Origin of the sequence: Agromyces sp. NPDC058104 (assembly GCF_042884835.1) — a bacterium.
In the GTDB taxonomy this organism is placed as follows: domain Bacteria; phylum Actinomycetota; class Actinomycetes; order Actinomycetales; family Microbacteriaceae; genus Agromyces.
Genome location: NZ_JBHVTD010000003.1, coordinates 647,211 through 668,559, shown reverse-complemented (window position 1 = coordinate 668,559; position 21,349 = coordinate 647,211). Strand labels below are relative to the sequence as shown.

Sequence of the window (21,349 nt, the reverse complement as noted above, 5' to 3'; positions counted from 1 at the left end):
GGCTGCGGGCCGCGGGCCGCGCACCGTCATGGGGATGACTCCCCATGTGAGCTCGTCGCAGGGCCGTGTTACCGTGTACCCCGTTGTGGGCATTGCCGCCCTGGTCGATGACGGATTATTCGGGGAGCAGTGGTGGGAAGCTTCAGCACGTGGGTGCGCACGCGCAAAGCGACCGCGACGACCCTGGCCCTGAGCCTCATCGCGGGCGTGCCGCTGACGTTCGCCGTCCTGCACCAGGGCTTCCCCGTGACCGACCCCGACCTCCGCGCTCGCGACGTCTGGGTGACGAACGCGCAAGACCTGCTCGCGGGCCGGCTCAACCGCCCGATCGGCGAGCTCGACGCCGCGGTGAGCACCGCGACCAACGAGTTCGACGTCTTCCAGAACGGCGACGACGCCTTCCTCTACGACCGCAGCCTCGGCACGATCGATCGCATCGATCCCTCCTTCACCACGCTCACCGAGCGCATCGACGTGCCGCCCGGCTCGACCGTGGCGTACGGCGGCGAGGTGCTCGCCGTGCTCTCCCCGAAGGGCGAGCTCTGGACGGTGCCCGCCGGGTCGGCCCTGTCGTTCGACCCCTCGGGCACCGACCCGCTCCTCGAGCTCGGCAAGGGCGCCCAGGTCGCGGTCTCGAGCGAGGGCACCGTCTTCGCGACGAAACCGTCGAAGCGCACGCTGTACACGGTCGCGATCGACGCCGAGCCCGCGAAGAGCGAGCTCCCGAAGCTCGACGGGCACCAGCTCGCGGCCGTCGGCGAACGCGCGGTCATCCTCGACGAGGAGCGCGACGAGCTCGTCGTCGAGGGGCGCGCGATCGAGCTTCCCGAGCCCGGGCTGCGACTGCAGCAGTCCGGCGGCGAGCACGACTCGGCGTTCGTCGCAACCGCCGACGCTCTGCTCGAGGTGCCCCTCGGCGGCGGCGAGGTGCGCACCATCCCGAACGGCGGCGACGCCGCGGCCGCGAAGGCCAGCGAGGTCGCCGCACCGGTCTGGCTCGACGGCTGCGCGCACGGCGCGTGGGCGGGTGCGTCGCGGTACCTGCTCGCGTGCGACGGGCAGGAGCCGAGATCGCAGCAGATCGAGCAGCCGACGGCGGGCTCGCGGCTCGAGTTCCGCGTCAACCGCGACGTGATCGTGCTGAACAACCTCTCCAACGGCAACGCCTGGCTCGTCGACTCCGACCTCAGGCTCGTCGACAACTGGGAGGAGGTGACGCCGCCCGAGGAGTCGGAGGACGAGGAGGGCGACGAGAAGAGCTCCCAGCAGAACTTCGAGGACACGCTCGCCGAACGCGGCCCCGTCAACCGGCCGCCCCTCGCACGCGACGACGAGTACGGGGTGCGCCCCGAGCGCACCACGATCCTCGAGGTGCTCGAGAACGACACCGACCCCGACGGCGACGTGCTGACCGTCGCCGAGCTCCCGACGCCGAGCGGCGCCCCCGGGCGCCTCGAGCTCATCGACGGCGGGCGGGCGCTGCAGTTCACGCCCGACTCCGGTGCCGCGGGCACGACGTCGTTCCGCTACACCGTCGACGACGGTCGCGGCGGTCGCGCAGAGGCCCAGGTGAACGTGCGCATCCGGCCCGTGAGTGCGAACGAGCCGCCGGTGTCGCTGCGCAACGCGGCGACGAGCGTCGAGCAGAGCCGCCAGATCTCCTACAACGTCCTCGGCGACTGGAACGACCCCGACGGCGACGACGTCTATCTCGTCAACGCCTCGCCGACGAGCGGCGACTCGGTGCGGTTCAGCCCCGACGGACTCGTCACCTTCGCGCACCAGTCGGGTGAGATCGGCACGAAGGAGGTGCAGTACGTCGTCTCCGACGGTCAGACCGAGGCCGCGGGCACCCTCACCGTCGAGGTGAAGCCGAGCGGCACGCTGAACCCCGTCGGCACGCCCGACTTCGCCCAGGTCTTCGTCGGTGAGTCGGTCGCGATCGAGCCGCTCGCGAACGACCTGACGCCGTCGGGCGCCCCGCTCACGCTCGTCGGCGTCGACGAGGTGCCCGAGGGTCCGACCGTCACCCCGAACCTCGAGCGCGGCACGATCACCTTCTCGGCCGACGAGCCCGGCGAGTACGTCTTCCTCTACAACCTCGGCGCCGACACGGCGGTGAGCGTCGGGCTCATCCGCGTCCAGGTGACCGAGCCGCCAGCCGAGGCGCCGGTGCCGATCGCGGTGAAGGACACCGCCTACCTGCGCCCGGGCGAGCCGACCATCGTGCCGCTCCTCGTCAACGACGTCTCGCCGTCGGGCAAGGTGCTCGCGGTCCAGTCGGTCGACGACGCCGGCACCGAGGGCCTCGTCTCGGTCGAGATCCTCACCAACACGGTCGCCCGCGTCACCGCGTCCGAGGCGATCGATCGACAGCTGCAGTTCACGTACACCGTGTCCGACGGGCTCAACACGGCGACGGCGTCCGTCGCGGTCGTGCCGGTGCCGCCGCTCGTGAAGCACCAGCCGCCCGTGGCCGCCGACGACAGCGTGAACGTGCGCGCTGGCGACATCGTCACCGTGCCGGTGACCGAGAACGACTACCACCCCGATGCCGCCGCGTTCCGCGTGCTGCCCGAACTGATCGACCCCGTCACCGAGGGCGGGCTCGCCTTCGTCAGCGAAGACACGGTGCGCTTCCAGGCCCCGAAGACGCCCGGCACGTACAGCGTCGTCTACACGATCGGCGACGACTTCGAGCAGACCGCGCGGGCGACCGTGCGCTTCACGGTCATCGGTCCCGACGACGAGAACAACCGCGCTCCGCTGCCGACGCCGCTCACCTCCCGCACCTTCGAGGGGTCGCAGGTGAAGATCGACGTGCCGCTCGACGGGCTCGATCCCGATGGCGACTCGGTCGTGCTCACGGGCATCTCGTCGCCGCCCGCGCTCGGTCGCATCGTCGAGCGAACGAGCACCTCGATCACCTACGAGGCACTCACCGGATCGGCGGGCACCGACTCGTTCAAGTACGAGGTGCAGGACACGTCGGGTGCCACGGCGACCGGCGTCGTGCGCGTCGGCGTGATCCCGCGGCCGGCCGTGCAGCTCCCGCCGAAGGCGGTCGACGACACCATCGAGATGAAGCCGGGCCGCACCGTCGGCGTCGAAGTGCTGCTCAACGACTCCGATCCCTCGGGGTACCAGCTCCACGTCGCGAAGCTGCCCGACATCGACGAGGGCATCGAGGCCGAGATCCGCGACCGCCGGCGGGTCGTCGTCACGGCCCCCGAGACCGAGGGCGCCTACACCCTGCGGTACGAGGCGTCCAACGGGCACGGCGGCGCCGACACGGCCTTCATCCAGGTGAAGGTGTCGAAGAACGCCAAGATCCAGCCGCCGACGGCCGAAGACCAGGTCATCGAGCCCGAGGAGGTCGTCGACGTCGACCGCGTGAACGTGCGCCCGCTGAACGATGCGACGAATCCCGGAGGTCTCGTCGAAGACCTGAAGGTGTCGCTCGAGGGCCCCAACGCCGACCGCGCCGAGGTGCTGCCCGACGGCAGCATCGACGTGAAGCCGCGCAGCGAGCGCTTCGCGGTGGCGTTCCGCCTGACCAACGAGCTCGACGAGCTCGACGCGAAGGCGTTCGTCATCGTGCCGCCCATCCCCGGCGGCGACGACGCGCCCACGGCGGAGGAGACCCAGCGGCCGAAGACCCCCGAGGAGCTCGCCGCGGAGGAGAAGGCGAAGTTCCCCGCGCCGCACCTCGCCGACCTCGGCGAGATCGTCGTGCCGATGAACGGCAGCATCACCTGGGACGTGAACGACATCGTGGTGGTGCCGTCGGGCAAGCCGCCGCTGCTCCTCTCGGCTTCGGCGACGAACGCGAAGGAGTCGCCGCTCGTCGACGGGCAGACCCTGCAGTACGTGCCCGAACAGGACTACCGGGGTTCCGCCGCCGTCACCTTCCAGGTGACCGACGGCGAGAGCGCCGCCGACCCCATCGGCCGCGTCGCGCTCCTCACGATCCCGATCACGGTCGGCGACCCGAACTTCAACGACACGCCGCCGACGTTCACGCCGCGCTCCGAGACGCTCGAGGCCGGCGAGGCCCCGCTCCAGATCGACCTCCGCTCGTCGACGTACCAGCCGAACCCCGACAACATCGAGCGCGTCGAGTACACGAACCTCTCGGGTACCTCGAACGACATCACGGCCTCGATCGACGGCGGCACGATGACCGTCTCGTCGCCTCGTGGCGTGCAGCCCGGTACCGAGACGCGGCTCAGCTTCGACCTGAAGTTCGAGGCGTTCACGGTGCCCGGGTACGTCGATGTCAAGGTCGTGTCGTCGACCCGCGCGAAGCCGCAGGCGGTCGACGACGGGCCGTACGAGATGGTGCGCGCCGACGCCAAGACCTTCGACGTGCTCGCGAACGACTTCAACCCGTTCAACGCCGAGGGCGAGCCGCTCCGCATCGTCGCGGCCGAGATCGACTCGCAGAACGTCGGTGCGAACGCCAGCGTGACGCACACCGCCTCCGACCTCACCGTGCGCACGGGCCCGACGTTCACGGGCGAGCTCAGCGTCATCTACCGCATCGGGGATGCGACCCTCGACCCGGCCCGTGAGGTGCAGGGGCGCGTGACGATCGTGGTGCGCGACAAGCCCGACGCGCCGACTCTCACGAACATCGCGAGCGGCGACGGCAACATCAAGCTGACGTGGCGCGCCAACGCGACGAACAACTCGCCCATCACCGGCTACGTGGTCGAGGCGACCTCGGGCGGCGGCGGCCCCTGGAACTTCGGCCCCGAGAAAGCCGGTTCGCCCCAGACGATCGGCAACCTGACGAACGGCAGGGCGTACACCTTCACGGTGCGCGCGGTGAACGACAAGGGCACCTCGCCCGCGTCGAACTCGATGAGCTCCACGCCGTACGGCACACCGACCGCGCCGACGAACGTGCGCCACGGATCGGTCGGCTATGCCAACGCGACGGTGGACGTCGCCTGGGATGCCCCGAACGACACCGGCGGCGGCGGCGTGCAGTACCGCACACGGATCAACAGCGGCGGATGGTCGGGCTGGCAGTCCGGTGAGTCGCGCCAGTTCGGCGGACTGGGAGCCGGTACGTACACCGTCGAGGTCCAGGCGAGGAACAACGGCAGCGGCCAGATCGGCCCCGCCGGATCGACTCGCTTCACCGTCGAGAACGCCCCGCCCCCGCAGGCGTCGGGCTCGATCGGCAAGGGCCCGAGCCGCGCCTGCGACAGCGGCGGCAGCGGGTGCGCCAACGTCCGCATCAGCTGGGCGAACATGGATCCGGGTCGCTACCAGGTCTACGTGACCGTCAACGGCTCGTGGGGCAACTGGAAGGGCACCTACGACGTGGGCGCGAGCGGCAACCTCGAGCTGCAGAACCACCTCGGACGCCGCGCCGCGGGCGAGACGATCGCGGTGCGCTTCGAGAACGTCAGCGGCGGCACGTCGAAGACGCTCGGCGCGATCAGCGGCTCCCAGTGGAACAGCATCCCCTTCAACTCGTGGTGACCCCACGCATGAATCGACTCGTCATCAGCAGGAGAGAGCAGCACACATGTCAGTGACCCAAGAACAGGCCCTGTGGTTCCAGGACGCCTTCTCGAAGCTCGTCGACAACGTCGACCGCGCCATCCTCGGCAAGCGCGACGTCATCGAGCTCGTCGTGACGGCGCTGCTCTCCGACGGGCACGTCCTCCTCGAGGACTTCCCGGGCACCGGGAAGACGGTACTCGCGAAGGCCCTCGCGAACACGCTCGACGGCACGAACTCGCGCATCCAGTTCACGCCCGACCTCCTGCCCTCCGACGTCACCGGCGTGACGATCTACGACCAGGGCAAGGGGCAGTTCGAGTTCCACCGCGGCCCCATCTTCGCGTCGATCGTGCTCGCCGACGAGATCAACCGCGCCTCGCCGAAGACGCAGTCGTCGCTCCTCGAGGTCATGGAGGAGGGACGCGTCACGGTGGACGGCGTCGGCTACGAGGTCGGCAGCCCGTTCATGGTCATCGCGACGCAGAACCCCGTCGAGCAGGCGGGCACCTACTCGCTGCCCGAGGCGCAGCTCGACCGCTTCCTCATCAAGACCTCGCTCGGCTACCCCGACCACGACACGGCGGTCACGCTGCTGCTCGACTCGGCCAACCGCGCGCGCGCGTCGAAGGTGTCGCCGATCATCGCCCCGAGCTCGATCACGACGATGTCGCAGCTCGCGAGCGAGGTCTACGTCGACGCCGCGGTGCTGTCGTACCTCAACGAGCTCGTCTCGGCGACGCGCGACCACAAGGACGCCGCGCTCGGCGTCAGCATGCGCGGCGCGCTCGCGCTGGCGCGCGCGGTGAAGACCTGGGCGATCGCCCACGGGCGCACCTTCGCGACGCCCGACGACGTGCGCGAGCTCGCCGTGCCCGTGCTCGCCCACCGCATCATCGTCGACCCCGAGTCGGAGTTCGCCGGGGTCACGGCCGAGGACATCGTGGGTCGGGTCCTCGTCGAGGTGGCGCCCCCGGCCTACCGGGCGGCATGAGCGCCGGAACGGGCGCGCCGCAGACTCCCTCGCAGGCGCGCATCGCGGTGCGCGCCGTCGCACGTTCGCTCGCGGCATCCGCCCGCTCGCTCGGAGCGACTGTCGCGCGCGCCTGGCGCGCGGTGGCCGACTTCTGCGAGCCGGTCACGGGGCTCGTCTCCACGACCGGATGGCTCGTGCTCGCCGCCGCGGCCGTCTCGCTCGTGCTGGCATGGGCCTTCGGCTGGATCGAGTTCGCGTTCCTCGGGTTCACGCTGCTCGCCGCGGTGCTCGTCTCGATCGCGTTCGTCTTCGGGCGCATGCACTTCGCCGTCGGCATCGAGCTGCAGCCGGCTCGCGTCGTCGCGGGGGAGCGGGCGCTCGGCCGCCTGCTCGTGCGCAACGCCGGCACGGCGCCGTCGGCGCCCGCCCGGATCGAACTGCCGGTCGGCGCGGGCCTCGCCGAGTTCGTGGTGCCGCAGCTGGCAGCTGGCGACGAGCACGAGGAGCTCTTCGCCGTGCCGACGAATCGCCGCGCGGTCATCGTCGCCGGGCCGGCGATCTCGGTCCGCGGCGACCAGCTCGGCATCCTGCGACGCACCGTGCGCTGGACCGACCCCGTCGAGCTCTTCGTGCACCCGGTGACCGCGCGCCTCCGTCCTTCCGCCGCGGGCCTCGTGCGCGACCTCGAGGGCGAGATCACGAAGGTGATCACCGACAACGACATCTCCTTCCACGCGCTGCGCGCCTACGAGCCGGGCGACGCCCTGCGCAACGTGCACTGGCGGACGTCGGCACGCACCGGCCAGCTGATGGTGCGCCAGTACGAGGAGACGCGGCGCTCGCAGCTCATCCTCGTGCAGTCCACGGAGCGTGCCCAGTACGCCTCCGACGACGAGTTCGAGCTCGGGGTCTCGGTCCTCGCGTCGATCGGCGTCCAGGTCATCCGCGACGCGACGAGGCTCGCGGTCGTGACCGAGCGTCTCGGGCTGCGCACCGCGACGCCGACCGTGCTCCTCGACGACTCCTCCCGCATCGAACCCGTCGAGGGCGCGTACCCGACGATGCGCGACTTCGTTCGCGAGTCGACGAAGCGGCTGCCGGCGCCGAGCGTCGTCATCTCGGTCGGAGGGTCGCTCCTGCCGCTCGCCGAGTTCCGCTCGGTCGAGACGGTGTTCGGCAGCGACACCCAGACCATCGCGATCCGCGTCGAGGACGGCGCGACGAGCTCGCTGACGAAGGTCGCCGGCACGACCGTCGCGACCGTCGGCTCCCTGGGCGACCTGCCCCGCATCATGAGGAGGCTGCGCCCGTGACCCGGCTTCCCCGCACGGCGGTGAGCGACCTCCTCGTCCTCAGCCTCCTCTCGCTGCTCGGCATCCTCGGCTACGAGACCTCGTTCGGCGACCTGAACTTCCTGGTGGCCGCGGTCGCCGGCCTCGTCGTCGGCACGCTCGCCGCGCTCGCCGGCACGCTCCTGCGACTCGGCGTCGTCACGACGGTGCTCATGGCGATCGTCGCCTACTTCCTGGTGGGCACCCCGTTCACGATGCCCGAGACCGGCATCTTCGGGGTCCTGCCCTCGCTCGGCTCGCTCGCCGGGCTGGCCTACGGCGCGGTCTTCGGCTGGGCCGACATCGTCACGATCGGTACCCCGGTCGAGGCGCCGTACTACATCGCGGCACTGCCGTACTTCGCGGCGTGGCTCGTCTCGCTCGTCGGCGGCCTGCTGGTGCTGCGCTGGCTGCCGAAGCGGCGCACCGCGCTGCGCACGAGCGTGCTGGTCATCGGCCCGGCCCTGCTCTACCTGTCGGGCATCCTCCTCGGCACCGACGAGGCCTACTTCGCCGGCGTCCGCGGCGTCGCGTTCGCGGTGATCGCGCTCGTCTGGATCGCCTGGCGCCGCGGCACGACCGTCGAGGCAGCCGGTGACGGGGCGAAGCGGCTGCGCAGGCAGAAGATCACGGGCACCGCCGTGGTCGTGGCGGGCGCCGTCGCGATCGGTGCGGTGGCGGGTCTCGCGGTCGCACCGGTGAGCCCCGACCGCTTCGTGCTGCGCGACGAGATCGTGCCGCCGTTCGACCCGCTCGAGTTCCCGAGCCCGCTCTCGGGGTTCCGCAAGTACACGAAGGACCTCGCCGAGGAGACGCTCTTCACGGTGCGCGGGCTCGAGCCCGGTGACACGCTGCGTCTGGCCACGATGGACGCGTACACCGGGCGCCTCTGGAACGTCGCCGGCCCCGACGACGTCGGCGCCGACGGCGGCGGCTACGGCATCGTCGGCGAGTCGCTGCCCGAGCCCGAGCTCGCCGACCTCGGGTCGGCGCGCGAGATCGAGGTCGAGGTCGGTGCCTACTCCGACGTCTGGTTGCCGACGGTCGGCTACGGGCGCACCCTGCAACTCCTCGACGGCGGCAGCGCCGCCCGCGCCGGAGACCTGCGCTACAACCCCGCGGCCGGCACGGCGGTGCTCACGAGCGGGGTCGGCGAGGGCGCACACTACGCGCTGACGGCCAACGTGCAGCGCGAACCCGACACCGAGGACCTCCTCGACGTGCCGGTGGCCGACCTCACCCTGCCGATCGTCGAGAACTCGCCCGACGTCACCGAGGCGAAGGCGGGCGAGTTCGCCGGCGACGCGGTCAGCCCGATCGAGCAGCTGCGCGCGATCGAGCGCGCCCTGAAGACCGGCGGGTTCCTCAGCCACGGTCTCGCCTCCGACGCGGTGCCGTCGCGCGCCGGGCACGGCGCCGACCGCATCGACGAGCTCTTCACGCGCACGCAGATGGTCGGCGACGCCGAGCAGTACGCGGCAGCGATGGCGCTCATGGCCCGCGACCTCGGCTACCCGTCGCGCGTCGTGATGGGGTTCGCGCCCGAGATCTCCGAGGGACAGGAGGAGGTCGAGGTCGTCGGCGACGACGTCACCGCCTGGGTCGAGGTCGCCTTCGACGGCGTCGGCTGGGTGAGCTTCCGCCCCACCCCCGACCAGGTCGACGTCCCCCAGGAGGAGACGCCGAAGCCGAAATCCGAGCCGCAGCCGCAGGTGCGCCAGCCCCCGCGGGCCGAGCACACCGATGACGAGCTGCTCGCGACCGTCGAGATCGACGAGACCGACGACGACGACAAGGACCGTCCGTTCCAGATCCCCGGCTGGGTGTGGGTGACGCTCGGCGCCATCGGCATCCCCGCCGCGATCGTCTTCCTCCCGATGCTGGCCGTCATGCTCGTGAAGGCGGCCCGCCGTCGCCGGCGCCGCTCCGGGCCGAACGACCGCCAAGCCGCAGCGGCCTGGGAGGAGCTGATGGACCGCTGGGCCGAGCTCGGCTTCGAGCCGCCCGCGCAGGGCACGCGACTGCAGTCGGCCCGAGTGCTCGAGCGGCAGGTCGGCGAGCAGGGCCTGGCCGCGGCGCTCCACGGCAGCGGGGCGGATGCCCCGGCGCCGGTGCCGCTCTCGACCCTCGCGACGACGATCGACCGCGACGTGTTCGACGGCGGCGCGGTCTCCGACGAGGTCGTGGCTCGCCGTTGGACGGAGGCGGAGGCGGCGACCGCCGCGGTGACGGCCGCGGTCGGCCGGGCGCGCCGGCTGATCAGCCGGTACCGGATCCGTTCTCGTCGTTAGGCTGGGGGCGTGGCCGAGTCCGATTTCATCGTGCCGCCGCCGGGCCTCGTCCCGTCGGTGCCCGAGAAGGCCGCGCCCGCGGCCCCGCCCGCGCATGCGCCCGACCGGACGGTGCGGGCCGCACCCTCGCGGGCGGTGCCGCCTCGAGCGCTGCCGACCTTCGTCCCGGGGCGGGTCGCGCCCGACGCGATCCCCTCGCCGGCGCCGCGACCCGACGCAGCCGCGGGGGTCGCGCCGTCGCAGCCGGCGGCTCCGGTGTGGCGTCTCGTCGGGGCATCCGGGCTCGAGATCGTGCTCGACGGGGTGCTCGTGCTCGGGCGCGACCCGGTGGCCGCCGCGGCGTCCGACGCACGGGCGGTCGCGATCGACGACCCGACCCGGACGGTGTCGAAGACACACGCCGTCATGGAGCCGACGGCCGGCGGGGTCCGCGTGACCGATCTCCGTTCGACGAACGGCAGTCGCGTCGAGGCGCCGGGGGCGCCGCTCACCGAGCTCGTGCCCGGCGAACCGGGCGAGGCGCCCGCGGGCTCGGCGATCTACCTGGGCGAGCTCGGCCTGCGCGTGGATCGGGTCGTCCGTTCGACGGTGTAGCCTGAAACCATGCGCGCGCCACGACTTCTCCTTCGTCGCCGCGACGGGGCTTCGTACTGAGGCCGTCCCCGTCGCGGAGTCCGTCGTCGGCCGATTTCTCAGGATCGAAGTCGATCCCCCCGGAACGAAGAGAGACGAACGCATGAGTACTGCGCAGACGAGCGCCGACCGCCCCCGCACCCTGGCCGAGAAGGTCTGGGACGCACACCTCGTGAAGCAGGGCGAGGACGGCACTCCCGACCTCATCTACATCGACCTGCACCTGGTGCACGAGGTCACGAGCCCGCAGGCATTCGACGGCCTGCGCATGGCGGGGCGCCCGGTGCGCCGGCCCGACCTCACGATCGCCACCGAAGACCACAACACGCCGACGCTCGAGATCGACAAGCCGATCGCCGACCTGACGAGCCGCACGCAGATCGAGACGCTCCGCAGGAACGCCGCCGAGTTCGGCATCCGGCTGCACTCGCTCGGCGACAAGGAGCAGGGCATCGTGCACGTCGTGGGCCCCCAGCTCGGCCTCACGCAGCCCGGCATCACGGTCGTCTGCGGCGATTCGCACACCTCGACCCACGGCGCCTTCGGCGCGATGGCGTTCGGCATCGGCACGAGCGAGGTCGAGCACGTGCTCGCCACGCAGACGCTGCCCCTGAAGCCGTTCAAGACGATGGCGATCAACGTCGAGGGCACCCTGCGCCCCGGTGTGACGGCGAAGGACATCATCCTCGCCGTGATCGCGAAGATCGGCACGGGCGGCGGGCAGGGCTACGTGCTCGAGTACCGCGGATCCGCGATCCGCGCGCTGTCGATGGACGGCCGCATGACGATCTGCAACATGTCGATCGAGGCCGGTGCCCGCGCCGGCATGGTCGCGCCCGACGAGACGACCTACGCGTACCTGAAGGGCCGGGCGCACGCGCCCGAGGGCGACGACTGGGATGCCGCGGTCGAGTACTGGAACACGCTCGCGACCGACGAGGGCGCGACCTTCGACGCCGAGGTGTCGATCGACGCCGACGCCCTCGAGCCGTTCGTCACCTGGGGCACGAACCCCGGCCAGGGCGTCTCGCTCTCGGAGTCGGTTCCCGACCCGGCGACGATCGCCGACCAGCACGAGCGCGCCGCCGCCGAGCGGGCGCTCGAGTACATGGACCTCGCCGCGGGCACCCCCCTCAAGGAGATCAAGGTCGACGCGGTCTTCATGGGATCGTGCACGAACAGCCGCATCGAGGACCTGCGCGCGTTCGCCTCGATCATCAAGGGCAAGCAGAAGGCCGACGGCGTTCGCGTCATGGTCGTGCCCGGCTCGGCGCGGGTGCGCCTCGAGGCCGAGGCCGAGGGGCTCGACAAGGTCATCACCGACTTCGGCGCCGAGTGGCGCTTCGCCGGCTGCTCGATGTGCCTCGGCATGAACCCCGACCAGCTCGCCCCGGGCGAGCGCTGCGCGTCGACCTCGAACCGCAACTTCGAGGGCCGCCAGGGCAAGGGCGGCCGCACGCATCTCGTCTCGCCGCTCGTGGCGGCGGCGACCGCGATCCGCGGCACGCTCTCGAGCCCCTGGGATCTGCAGAACGAAGGAGAGGCGCGCTGATGCAGAAGATCACGACCGTCACCGGCGTCGCCGTGCCGCTGCGCCGATCGAACGTCGACACCGACCAGATCATCCCCGCCGTGTTCCTGAAGCGCGTCACGAAGACCGGCTTCGACGACGCGCTGTTCCACGGCTGGCGGCAGGACCCCGAGTTCGTGCTCAACCGGCCCGAGTACCAGGGTGCGAAGATCCTCATCGCCGGCCCCGATTTCGGCACCGGCTCGAGTCGGGAGCACGCCGTGTGGGCGTTGCGCGACTACGGCTTCGACGTCGTCGTGAGCTCGCGGTTCGGCGACATCTTCCGCGGAAACTCGGGCAAGCAGGGTCTCGTCGCCGCGCAGGTCGCGTACGAGGACGTGGAGCGCCTGTGGGAGGTCGTCGAGGCCGACCCGGGAATAGACGTGACGGTCGACCTCGTTGCACGAACGGTGAGCGCAGGCGCGCTCACAGTGGCCTTCGATATCGACGACTACACTCGATGGAGGCTTCTGGAGGGTCTGGACGACATCGCCCTCACTCTCCGGGACGAAGCAGCCATCGCCGAATTCGAGACCCATCGAGCGGCGTGGCGGCCCAAGACGCTCCCCATCCGGGAGCCGGCGGAATCAGGGAGTCTGTGAACACACTCGGGCAGGATGCCAAGAACCACGGGACGGCAGTCGGGTTGAACGTCGACAAGATCACGATCAACGGCGGCAAACCGCTCCGCGGCCGGATCGAACTGAAGGGGGCCAAGAACCTCGTCACCAAGGCGATGGTCGCGGCGCTCCTCGGCGACACCCCGAGCGTCCTGAAGGACGTGCCGAACATCAGCGACGTCCGCATCGTGCGCGGCCTCCTCGAAGTGCACGGCGTCACGGTGACCCAGGGCGAGGTGGGCGAGCTCATCCTCGACCCCTCGGCCGTCGAGACGGCGCACATGGCTGACATCGACGCGCACGCCGGCTCCAGCCGGATCCCGATCCTCTTCTGCGGGCCGCTCCTGCACCGGCTCGGCGAGGCGTTCATCCCCGACCTCGGCGGCTGCCGCATCGGCGACCGGCCGATCGACTACCACCTCGAGGTGCTGCGCAACTTCGGCGCGATCGTCGAGAAGCTCCCGAGCGGCATCCGCATGTCGGCGCCGAACGGCCTGCACGGCGCGAAGGTCGCCCTCCCGTACCCGAGCGTCGGCGCGACCGAGCAGGTGCTGCTCACGGCAGTGCTCGCCGACGGCATCACCGAGCTCTCGGGTGCGGCGATCGAGCCCGAGATCATGGATCTCATCAACATCCTGCAGAAGATGGGCGCCATCATCACGGTCGACACCGACCGGGTGATCCGCATCGAGGGCGTGCAGAAGCTCAACGGCTACACGCACCGCGCCCTCTTCGACCGCAACGAGGCCGCCAGTTGGGCGGCCGCCGCCCTCGCGACCGACGGCGACATCTTCGTCGGCGGCGCGCGTCAGGCCGAGATGCTCACCTTCCTCAACGTCTTCCGCAAGGTCGGCGGCGCGTTCGAGATCGCCGAGGACGGCATCCGCTTCTACCACCCCGGTGGCGAGCTGAAGCCCGTCATCATCGAGACCGACGTGCATCCCGGGTTCATGACCGACTGGCAGCAGCCGCTCGTCGTCGCGCTCACGAAGGCGAAGGGCGTCTCGATCGTGCACGAGACGGTGTACGAGCAGCGCTTCGGCTTCGTCGACGCCCTCGTCGAGATGGGCGCGTCGATCGAGGTGCACAAGGAGTGCCTCGGCGGGCGGCCCTGCCGCTTCGGCCAGCGCAACTTCCAGCACTCCGCCGTGATCTCGGGCCCGACGAAGCTCGCGGGCGCCGACGTCGAGGTGCCCGACCTCCGCGGTGGCTTCAGCCATCTCATCGCCGCGCTCACCGCAGAGGGTCGCTCGACCGTCTCGAACGTCGGAATCATCGCGCGCGGGTACGAGGACTTCATCACGAAGCTCGAGCTGCTCGGGGCGGACTTCGAACTCGAAGGATAATAGGGGAGTGCAACACGACGACTCGTCCCCGACGACCACCGCGAAGGTGCGTTCGGAGACCCGCCGCCCCTCGTTCTTCTGGGTGCTCGCCGTCCTCATCCTGCCGGTGATCAACCTGGCGGTGCGGTACCGGTTCCACCACCGCGAGCGCATGCCCGCGGCGGGGGCCTTCGTGCTCGCGCCGAACCACTACAGCGAGATCGACCCGGTCGTGATGGGCGCCGCCAGCTGGAAGCTCGGGCGCGCACCGCGCTTCCTCGCGAAGGCCTCCCTCTTCAAGAACCCCGTGCTCGGCTGGTTCCTGCGCACCTCGGGGCAGATCCCGGTCGAGCGCGCGGGCAGCAACGGCCACGCGGCGCTCCGCGCCGCGGAGGAGCTCGTCGAGAAGGGGCGCATGGTCGTCGTCTACCCCGAGGGCACGCTCACCCGCGACCCCGACCTGTGGCCGATGCGCGGCAAGACGGGGGCGGTGCGCATCGCGCTGGAGCGCGACATCCCCATCGTGCCCGCCGCGCACTGGGGCACCCAGGCACTCATGCCCCGCTACGGCAAGAAGATCAGCCTCTTCCCGCGCAAGACGATCGACGTCATCATCGGCGAACCGCTCGACCTGAGCGCGTACCGGGGCAAGCCCGTCGACCAGGCGGCCCTCCTCGCCGCGACCGCGCAGCTGATGGACGCGATCGCCGCACTCCTCGCCGAGGTCCGCCACGAGCCGGCCCCGGCCGAGCGCTGGGATCCGGTGGCCCACGGCCAGAAGGAGACGGGGCGCCTTGAAGACTAAGCAGACCGCGCGAAAGCCCGTCGGCAAGCGCGTCGCCGTCCTCGGCGCGGGCAGCTGGGGCACGACCTTCGCGAAGATCCTGGCCGACGGCGGCGCCGACGTCGTGCTCTGGGCGCGCCGGCCCGAGATGGCGCGCGAGATCCAGGAGGCCAAGCGCAACAGCGACTACCTCCCCGGTGTGAACCTGCCGCTGGGGCTCCGCGCGACGAACCGGCTCGACCTCGCCCTCGCGGGTGCGGAGCTGGTCTACGTCTCGGTGCCGAGCCAGTCGCTGCGCGACAACCTCAAGCTCATCGCGCCGCACCTGCACGCGCAGGCGACGGTCATCTCGCTCATGAAGGGCGTCGAGAAGTCGACGGGCAAGCGCATGAGCGAGGTCATCGCCGAGGTGCTGCGGATCGACGAGTCGCAGATCGCGGTCATCTCCGGCCCGAACCTCGCGCTCGAGATCGCGAAGGAGCAGCCGACGGCCGCGGTGGTCTCGTCGACGAGCCTCGAGACCGCCCAGGCGGTGGCCTCGGTCGCCCGAAACCGCTACTTCCACTCCTTCGTGAACACCGACGTGATCGGCACGGAGTTCGGCGGCGTGCTGAAGAACCTCATCGCCGTCGCGATCGGCATCGTCGACGGCGCCGGCTACGGCGAGAACACGAAGGCCTCGATCATCACCCGCGGCCTCGTCGAGATGACCGACTTCGCGGTCGCGTTCGGCGCCCACCCCGAGACCCTGTCGGGCCTTGCGGGGCTCGGCGACCTCATCGCGACGAGCCAGTCGCCGCTCTCGCGCAACAACACCGCGGGCCGGCTGCTCGGCCAGGGGTATCACCTGAACGACGTGGTGAACCAGATGCAGCAGACCACGGAGGGGCTCGCCTCGGTCGGGCCGATCCTCGAACTCGCGCGGGCGAAGGGCGTCGAGATGCCCATCGTCGAACAGGTGCGTCAGGTGCTCGCGGGCACGCTCGACCCGAAGGACATCGCGCCCCACCTCACGACCGACGACGAGCCCCAGGGCGAAAGGACGAACGATGGACAAGCTCAGGGTGGTTCTGCTGTTCGGCGGGCGTTCAAGCGAGCACTCGATCAGCTGCGCAACGGCGGGCGGAGTACTGGGGGCGATCGACCGTAGCCGCTTCGAGGTGATCCCCGTCGGGATCACCCGCGACGGCGCCTACATCCTCGAGACCGACGATCCGGCGCGGTTCGCGCTCGACCCGGCGCACCTGCCCGAGGTCGTCGACAACGGCACCCGGGTGCACTGGCCCGAGTCGACGGCGTCGCGCGAGCTGACGGTGACGGATGCCTCGGGCACCCGTTCGCTCGGCGACGTCGACGTCGTGTTCCCGATCCTGCACGGGCGCTTCGGCGAGGACGGCACGATCCAGGGGCTCCTCGAGCTGGTCGGGCTGCCCTACGTCGGCAACGGCGTGCTCGCCTCCTCGCTCGGCATGGACAAGCACTTCACGAAGACCGTGCTCGAGGGCGCCGGCATTCCGGTCGCCCCCTGGGTCACCGTGACCCGTGCGGCGCTCGCCGCCGACCCCGAGCTCTGGCAGCGCCGCACGCGCAGCCTCGGCCTGCCCGTGTTCGTGAAGCCGGCGCGGGCCGGCTCCTCGGTCGGCGTCACGAAGGTGAGCGACTGGGCCGAGCTGGACGCGGCGCTCGACGTCGCCTTCGCCGAGGACGGCAGCGTGCTCATCGAATCGGGCGTCGTCGGTCGCGAGATCGAGTGCGCGGTGCTCGAGGGCCGCGACGGCACCGCCCCCCGGGTGAGCGTCGCGGGCGAGGTCGTCGTCACCGGCCGCGAGTTCTACGACTTCGAGGCCAAGTACCTGGATGCCCCGGGCGTCGAGCTCGTGTGCCCCGCCGACCTCGGCGACGGCGAGCTCTTCGAGCTGCAGCGCATCGCGCGCCGCGCGTTCGAGGCGATCGGCGGCCAGGGCCTCGCGCGCGTCGACGTGTTCCTCACCGACGAGGGCTTCGTCGTGAACGAGCTCAACACGATGCCGGGCTTCACCCCGATCTCGATGTTCCCGACGTGCTGGCTCAACTCGGGGCTCAGCTACCCCGAGCTCATCACCGAGCTCATCGAGGTCGGCTTCGCGACCGGTCCGCGCTAGCGGGGCCCGGGAGCGCTGCGGTGTGACCGGAGCCGGGCGTCCGGAGTCCGCGCGTCCCGGCGTCCAGGTCGTCCTGGAGTCGCCCCGGCATCAGGCGCGCGTCAGCCCGCCGTCGCCTCGTCGACGTCGGTGCAGCCGCCGTCGGCGGGGATGACCGAGACGGCCGAGGAGAGCTCGGTGATCGCGGTCGTGCCCGAGACAACGTCGTTGTCGACGAGCACCTCGACGGCGGGGGTGCGCCCGTAGGTCGTGAAGCGGAAGTTCGGCGCGTCGGACTCGTCGATCACCCAGTCGACCCCGTTCACGCTCACGCAGCGATCGGTCGTCGGGCCGGGCTCGGGCACGCCGCACCGGAGCAGGACCGAGGCGGGGGAGCCCCACGCGCCGGTGCCCTGCGCGTTCGTCTCGCGCTCGCCCTGCTCCTGCCCGGTGTCCTTGGCGATCGAGTCGGGAAGGCGCACGACGACCGCGGCGCAGTCGGGGTCGCTCGCCCCGGCCGCCGGGTCGATCGGCACCGCCTGGCTGCACCCGGCGAGGGCGAGGGCGGCGGCGCCGGCGACGAACAGCGCGGCGAAGCGGAGTCGGCGGGGTCGCGGGGATCGGTGGGGGCGGCCGGTCGGGTGTTCCATCCCCTTCAGGGTAGTGGCCCATCCCGAGTGCCGGCTGCGACGCCGGTCAGCAGTTCGGGCGGCAGGCGCGCTGCGAGAGGGCGTCGGTGAGCACGACGCTCAGGTCTTGCGGCTTGGCCGCCGAGTACGCCGCCCCGCCGGTGGCCTTCGCGATCGCCCGCATCGCCTTCACGTCGGTGTCGGGTCCGATGCCGACCATGATGACGGGCACCGGCCTGGCCGGGTCGTCCATCTCGGCGAGCTGGGCGAGCAGCTGGTCGAGCGAGATGCCGTTCTCGTCCTCGTTCCGGCCGTCGGTGAGCAGGAGCACGGAGTTCACCTTGCCGGGGTCGTAGCTCGCCCGGACGTGCGCGACCGCGGCGAGGGCGGTGTCGTAGAGACCGGTCGCGCCGCCGAGGCGGCCGGGCAGCGAGGCGATTGCGTTGCCGAGCGCCGCCTTGTGCTCCTCGTCGCCGAGGCGCTCGATGGGTGCCAGGGCCTCCCAGTCCCGGTCGCCCGCACGCTCGGTCGAGAAGACCCACATGCCGAGGTCGACGTCGCCCGAGAACTGGGCCAGCGTCGAGCTCGTCGCCTGGGTGAGCAGGTCGATCCGCCGGAGGCCGGTGACGGTCGGCTCCTCCATCGAGCCCGAGACGTCGATGACCGAGAGGATGCGGGAGCGGAGGCTCAGGACGCCCCAGGTGCGGAGGATCGAGACCTGCGCCCCCGCGGCGGCGGTGTCGACCGCGACGGCCTCGGCGAGCACGCCCTCCTGTTCGAGCTCGCCCGAGCCCACGCCGTCGCGGAAGCCGTCGGCGGCGAAGGCGTCCTTCGCGCCCCAGAGCGCGAGCTTCAGGCCGTCGAGTTCGCGCGCCCGGAGCGCGAGCGCCCGCGACTCGGCCGTCTCGGGTGCGTGCTCGGCGTCGGAAGCGGGGAGGTTCTTCGCGAGCTCGGCCTCGTCGAGGGCCCGGAGGAACGGATAGTTGAGGGCGAGGGTGCCGTCGGAGGGGTAGAGGGCGACGAGCGGGGACGAGCCGGCCTCTCGGTTGTGCAGCGCGATCTGCTGTTCGCTGGCGATCGCGAAGGTGCCGGCCGGACGCGAGCCGAGCGCGGCGAAGGCGTCGGCGGCCGTCGGCAGCACGGTGTCGTTGAGCCCGATCATCGCGGTCTGGAACTGCCGCGGCGCGCCGATGTCGGCGCGGCGCTCCATGGCCTGCAGCGCGCTGAGGCTCGCCGACGAGGCCTCGGGGTCGGCGAGCAGCGCCGTGAACTCGCCCTTCATCAGCGCGTTCCACCCCGGCGCGGCATCGCCGAGCTCGCCGGCCCGCTCCGCGGCGCCAGCGAAGACGACGGGGCTCGAGGCGATCGACCGCTCGAGGGCGAAGTTCGGCACCGGCCGGCCGAGCGATCGCGCGGTGCTCGACATGCGCACGAGCCAGACGGGGGAGTCGGGGATCCAGGCGTCGAGCCCCGCGGCGTTGCCCGACGCGAGCATCGCGGCCGTGTCGACGGAGGCCTGCGAGACCACCTCGGTGCGGGAGCACGACTTCTCGCTCGCGTCGTAGTCGGCCGCGATCGCCTTCACGGTCGCGGCGATCGCGGGGTCGGCGACGACGCTGAGCTCGGCGGGCGAGGTGCATGGGATCTCGGGGTTCTGCCAGCGCTCGAACTCGCCGCTCGCCCAGGCGACGCCTGCGACGCCGGCGACCGCGACCAGGGCGACGGTGGACGACACGGCCGCGACCGCGATCGTGGTCCGGCGACGCCGTCGACGGTTCGCTGCTCGTTCGCTCCGTCGACTCACGCTTGCTCCATCGCAGGGCGGTGGGCGAGTTCGTCCACCGCGATCGGGTTGTTCGCGAACCCAGCGTAGGCATCGACGCCGAATTCGTAAAGAACCATTACACATCATCCGACGCTCGCCCGTGACCTACGCTGAGGGGATGCCCGACGATCGCCCCAGCACCGACGCCGATCTCGAGACGATCGGCTCGCTCGGCGAGCAGGCGGTGCTCGCCCGCATCCTGCCGCGGCTGCGGCCCGGCGACGCGGCGCTCCTCGGCGCCGGCGACGACGCCGCCGTGCTCGCCGCGTCCGACGGCCGCTTCGTCGTCACGTGCGACATGATGATCCACGGTCCCGACTTCCGACTCGCGTGGTCGACGCCGTTCGAGCTCGGCTGGAAGGCGGCGGCGACGAATCTCACCGACGTCGCCGCGATGGGCGCCCGGCCGACCGCGCTCGTCGTCGCGATCGCGGCGCCGCCCGGCCTCGCCGTCGGGGTGCTCGAGGGCATCGCCGACGGGCTGCGCGAGGGGCTCGCGGCGCTCGCTCCGGGAGCGGGGGTCGTCGGCGGCGACCTCTCGGCCTCCTCGGTGCTGACGATCGCCGTGACCGCGTTCGGCGACCTCGAGGGGCGCACCCCGGTGACGCGGTCGGGTGCGCGCGTCGGCGACCTCGTCGCGCACGCCGGCGTCCGCGGCGAGGCGGCGCGGGGGCTCGCCCTCCTCTTCGCCGAGGGCGTGGATGCCTCGGGCGAGCCCGATCCCGAACGCACCGCCGCGCTCCGCGCGAGGCATCCGCGTCTCATCGCCGCCCAGCTCGCGCCCGCGCCGCCCGTCGGGGCCGGCGTCGCCGCGGCCGAGGCGGGCGCGACCGCCATGCTCGACGTCTCCGACGGGCTGGCGCGCGACGCGCGACGGCTGGCCGAGGCGAGCGGGGTCGGCCTCGACTTCGACGGCGCCGCGCTCGGCGCCGAGGTGCGCCTCGCCCTCGCCGGCGCCGAGGACCACGGCCTGCTCGCGACCTTCCCCGCCGGCACGGCGGTGCCCGCGCCCTTCGAGGTCATCGGCCGCGTGATCGACGCGCCGGGCGAGCTGCGGGTCGACGGCGGGCCGATCGCGGCCGAGGGGTGGGACCCCTACTCGGGCTGGGACGGCCGCGCGGGCTGATCGGCCGCCGCCCACCACAGGGTCGTCTCCCCGTAGTCGCGGCGCCGCCCGGGGGCGAGCCCCGCCGGCCAGACGGGCTCGGGCGAGCGGCTGCTGCGCTCGACCATGACGACCGCGTCGTCGGAGAGCAGCGGGACGAGCAGCTCGAGGTCGTGCGCGAGCGCGGGCTCCGAGAGCTCGTACGGCGGGTCGATGAACACGAGGTCGACCGGCCCGGCCGCCCCCTCGAGGTAGGCGGCGACGGCGCGCGCGACGACGCGCACGCGCACCGCGTGCCTCCCGCCGTCGGCGCGGGCCACGGCGTCGGCGTTGCGCCGGCAGACGTCGGCGGCGGGCTTCGCGCGCTCGACGAGCACGACGTCGGCGGCGCCGCGGCTCGCCGCCTCGAGGCCCAGCGCGCCGGAGCCCGCGTAGAGGTCGAGCACGCGCGTGCCGTGGATCGCGTCGCGCGCCTCGAGCGCGGAGAAGATCGCCTCGCGCACGCGGTCGCTCGTGGGACGGGTGCCGGAGCGCGGGACCTGGAGGCTGAGTGAGCCGGCGAATCCGGCGATGATGCGGGTCATGCTCCCGGCAGCATATCGACGCCCGCCGAGCGCTGCCAT

Annotated in this window: 15 protein-coding genes; 12 read left to right on the top strand and 3 right to left on the bottom strand. The window is 71.8% G+C overall.

Going from position 1 to position 21,349, the window contains the following annotated elements; genetic code table 11:
• Positions 1-132: 132 nt before the first annotated feature.
• The 11 genes from ACFVTH_RS16980 to ACFVTH_RS16930 all read left to right on the top strand — a co-directional run bounded on the left by ACFVTH_RS16980 (position 133) and on the right by ACFVTH_RS16930 (position 17,188).
• A complete protein-coding gene (locus ACFVTH_RS16980) occupies positions 133-5,496 on the top strand; it encodes an Ig-like domain-containing protein (RefSeq protein ID WP_387093382.1) in 5,364 nt (1,787 codons plus the stop codon).
• 46 nt (positions 5,497-5,542) lie between these two features.
• Entirely contained in the window at positions 5,543-6,511 is a 969-nt protein-coding gene (locus ACFVTH_RS16975; protein WP_386940671.1) for an AAA family ATPase, read from the top strand.
• Positions 6,508-7,806, top strand: coding sequence for a DUF58 domain-containing protein (locus tag ACFVTH_RS16970; RefSeq protein WP_387093380.1), 1,299 nt, complete (start codon positions 6,508-6,510; stop codon positions 7,804-7,806). The genes ACFVTH_RS16975 and ACFVTH_RS16970 overlap by 4 nt, the downstream gene beginning before the upstream one ends.
• Entirely contained in the window at positions 7,803-10,115 is a 2,313-nt protein-coding gene (locus ACFVTH_RS16965; protein WP_387093377.1) for a transglutaminase family protein, read from the top strand. The genes ACFVTH_RS16970 and ACFVTH_RS16965 overlap by 4 nt, the downstream gene beginning before the upstream one ends.
• A gap of 9 nt (positions 10,116-10,124) precedes the next feature.
• The gene (locus ACFVTH_RS16960) at positions 10,125-10,709 is read left to right on the top strand and encodes an FHA domain-containing protein (protein WP_387093375.1); all 585 of its coding nucleotides are present in this window, start codon (positions 10,125-10,127) and stop codon (positions 10,707-10,709) included.
• A 142-nt stretch (positions 10,710-10,851) separates the two neighbouring features.
• Positions 10,852-12,300, top strand: a complete 1,449-nt coding sequence (leuC, locus tag ACFVTH_RS16955) for a 3-isopropylmalate dehydratase large subunit (RefSeq protein WP_386940679.1) — start codon at positions 10,852-10,854, stop codon at positions 12,298-12,300.
• The gene (gene leuD / locus ACFVTH_RS16950) at positions 12,300-12,920 is read left to right on the top strand and encodes a 3-isopropylmalate dehydratase small subunit (protein WP_386940681.1); all 621 of its coding nucleotides are present in this window, start codon (positions 12,300-12,302) and stop codon (positions 12,918-12,920) included. Before leuC ends, leuD begins: the two co-directional genes overlap by 1 nt.
• A complete protein-coding gene (murA, locus tag ACFVTH_RS16945) occupies positions 12,917-14,284 on the top strand; it encodes a UDP-N-acetylglucosamine 1-carboxyvinyltransferase (protein WP_387093372.1) in 1,368 nt (455 codons plus the stop codon). Before leuD ends, murA begins: the two co-directional genes overlap by 4 nt.
• 7 nt (positions 14,285-14,291) lie before the next feature.
• Positions 14,292-15,068: a lysophospholipid acyltransferase family protein gene (locus ACFVTH_RS16940; RefSeq protein WP_387093369.1), complete on the top strand. Its 777-nt coding sequence runs from the start codon at positions 14,292-14,294 to the stop codon at positions 15,066-15,068.
• Positions 15,058-16,197 carry an NAD(P)H-dependent glycerol-3-phosphate dehydrogenase gene (locus ACFVTH_RS16935; RefSeq protein WP_387093366.1) on the top strand — a complete coding sequence of 380 codons (1,140 nt, stop codon included), beginning with the start codon at positions 15,058-15,060 and terminating at the stop codon, positions 16,195-16,197. Before ACFVTH_RS16940 ends, ACFVTH_RS16935 begins: the two co-directional genes overlap by 11 nt.
• Entirely contained in the window at positions 16,097-17,188 is a 1,092-nt protein-coding gene (locus ACFVTH_RS16930; RefSeq protein ID WP_387093364.1) for a D-alanine--D-alanine ligase family protein, read from the top strand. The genes ACFVTH_RS16935 and ACFVTH_RS16930 overlap by 101 nt, the downstream gene beginning before the upstream one ends.
• A 101-nt stretch (positions 17,189-17,289) precedes the next feature.
• Here the strand turns inward: ACFVTH_RS16930 and ACFVTH_RS16925 are convergent, their stop codons facing one another.
• The gene (locus tag ACFVTH_RS16925) at positions 17,290-17,817 is read right to left on the bottom strand and encodes a DUF3515 domain-containing protein (protein WP_387093361.1); all 528 of its coding nucleotides are present in this window, start codon (positions 17,815-17,817) and stop codon (positions 17,290-17,292) included.
• A gap of 46 nt (positions 17,818-17,863) precedes the next feature.
• Positions 17,864-19,531, bottom strand: coding sequence for a substrate-binding domain-containing protein (locus tag ACFVTH_RS16920; RefSeq protein ID WP_387093359.1), 1,668 nt, complete (start codon positions 19,529-19,531; stop codon positions 17,864-17,866).
• A gap of 208 nt (positions 19,532-19,739) precedes the next feature.
• Here ACFVTH_RS16920 and thiL point away from each other — a divergent pair, with 208 nt between their 5' ends.
• Entirely contained in the window at positions 19,740-20,747 is a 1,008-nt protein-coding gene (gene thiL, locus ACFVTH_RS16915; RefSeq protein WP_387093356.1) for a thiamine-phosphate kinase, read from the top strand.
• Here thiL and rsmD read toward each other — a convergent pair.
• On the bottom strand, positions 20,717-21,310 hold the full coding sequence (gene rsmD / locus ACFVTH_RS16910; RefSeq protein WP_387093354.1) for a 16S rRNA (guanine(966)-N(2))-methyltransferase RsmD: 594 nt from the start codon (positions 21,308-21,310) through the stop codon (positions 20,717-20,719). The genes thiL and rsmD overlap by 31 nt on opposite strands.
• Between the last annotated feature and the right edge of the window lie 39 nt (positions 21,311-21,349).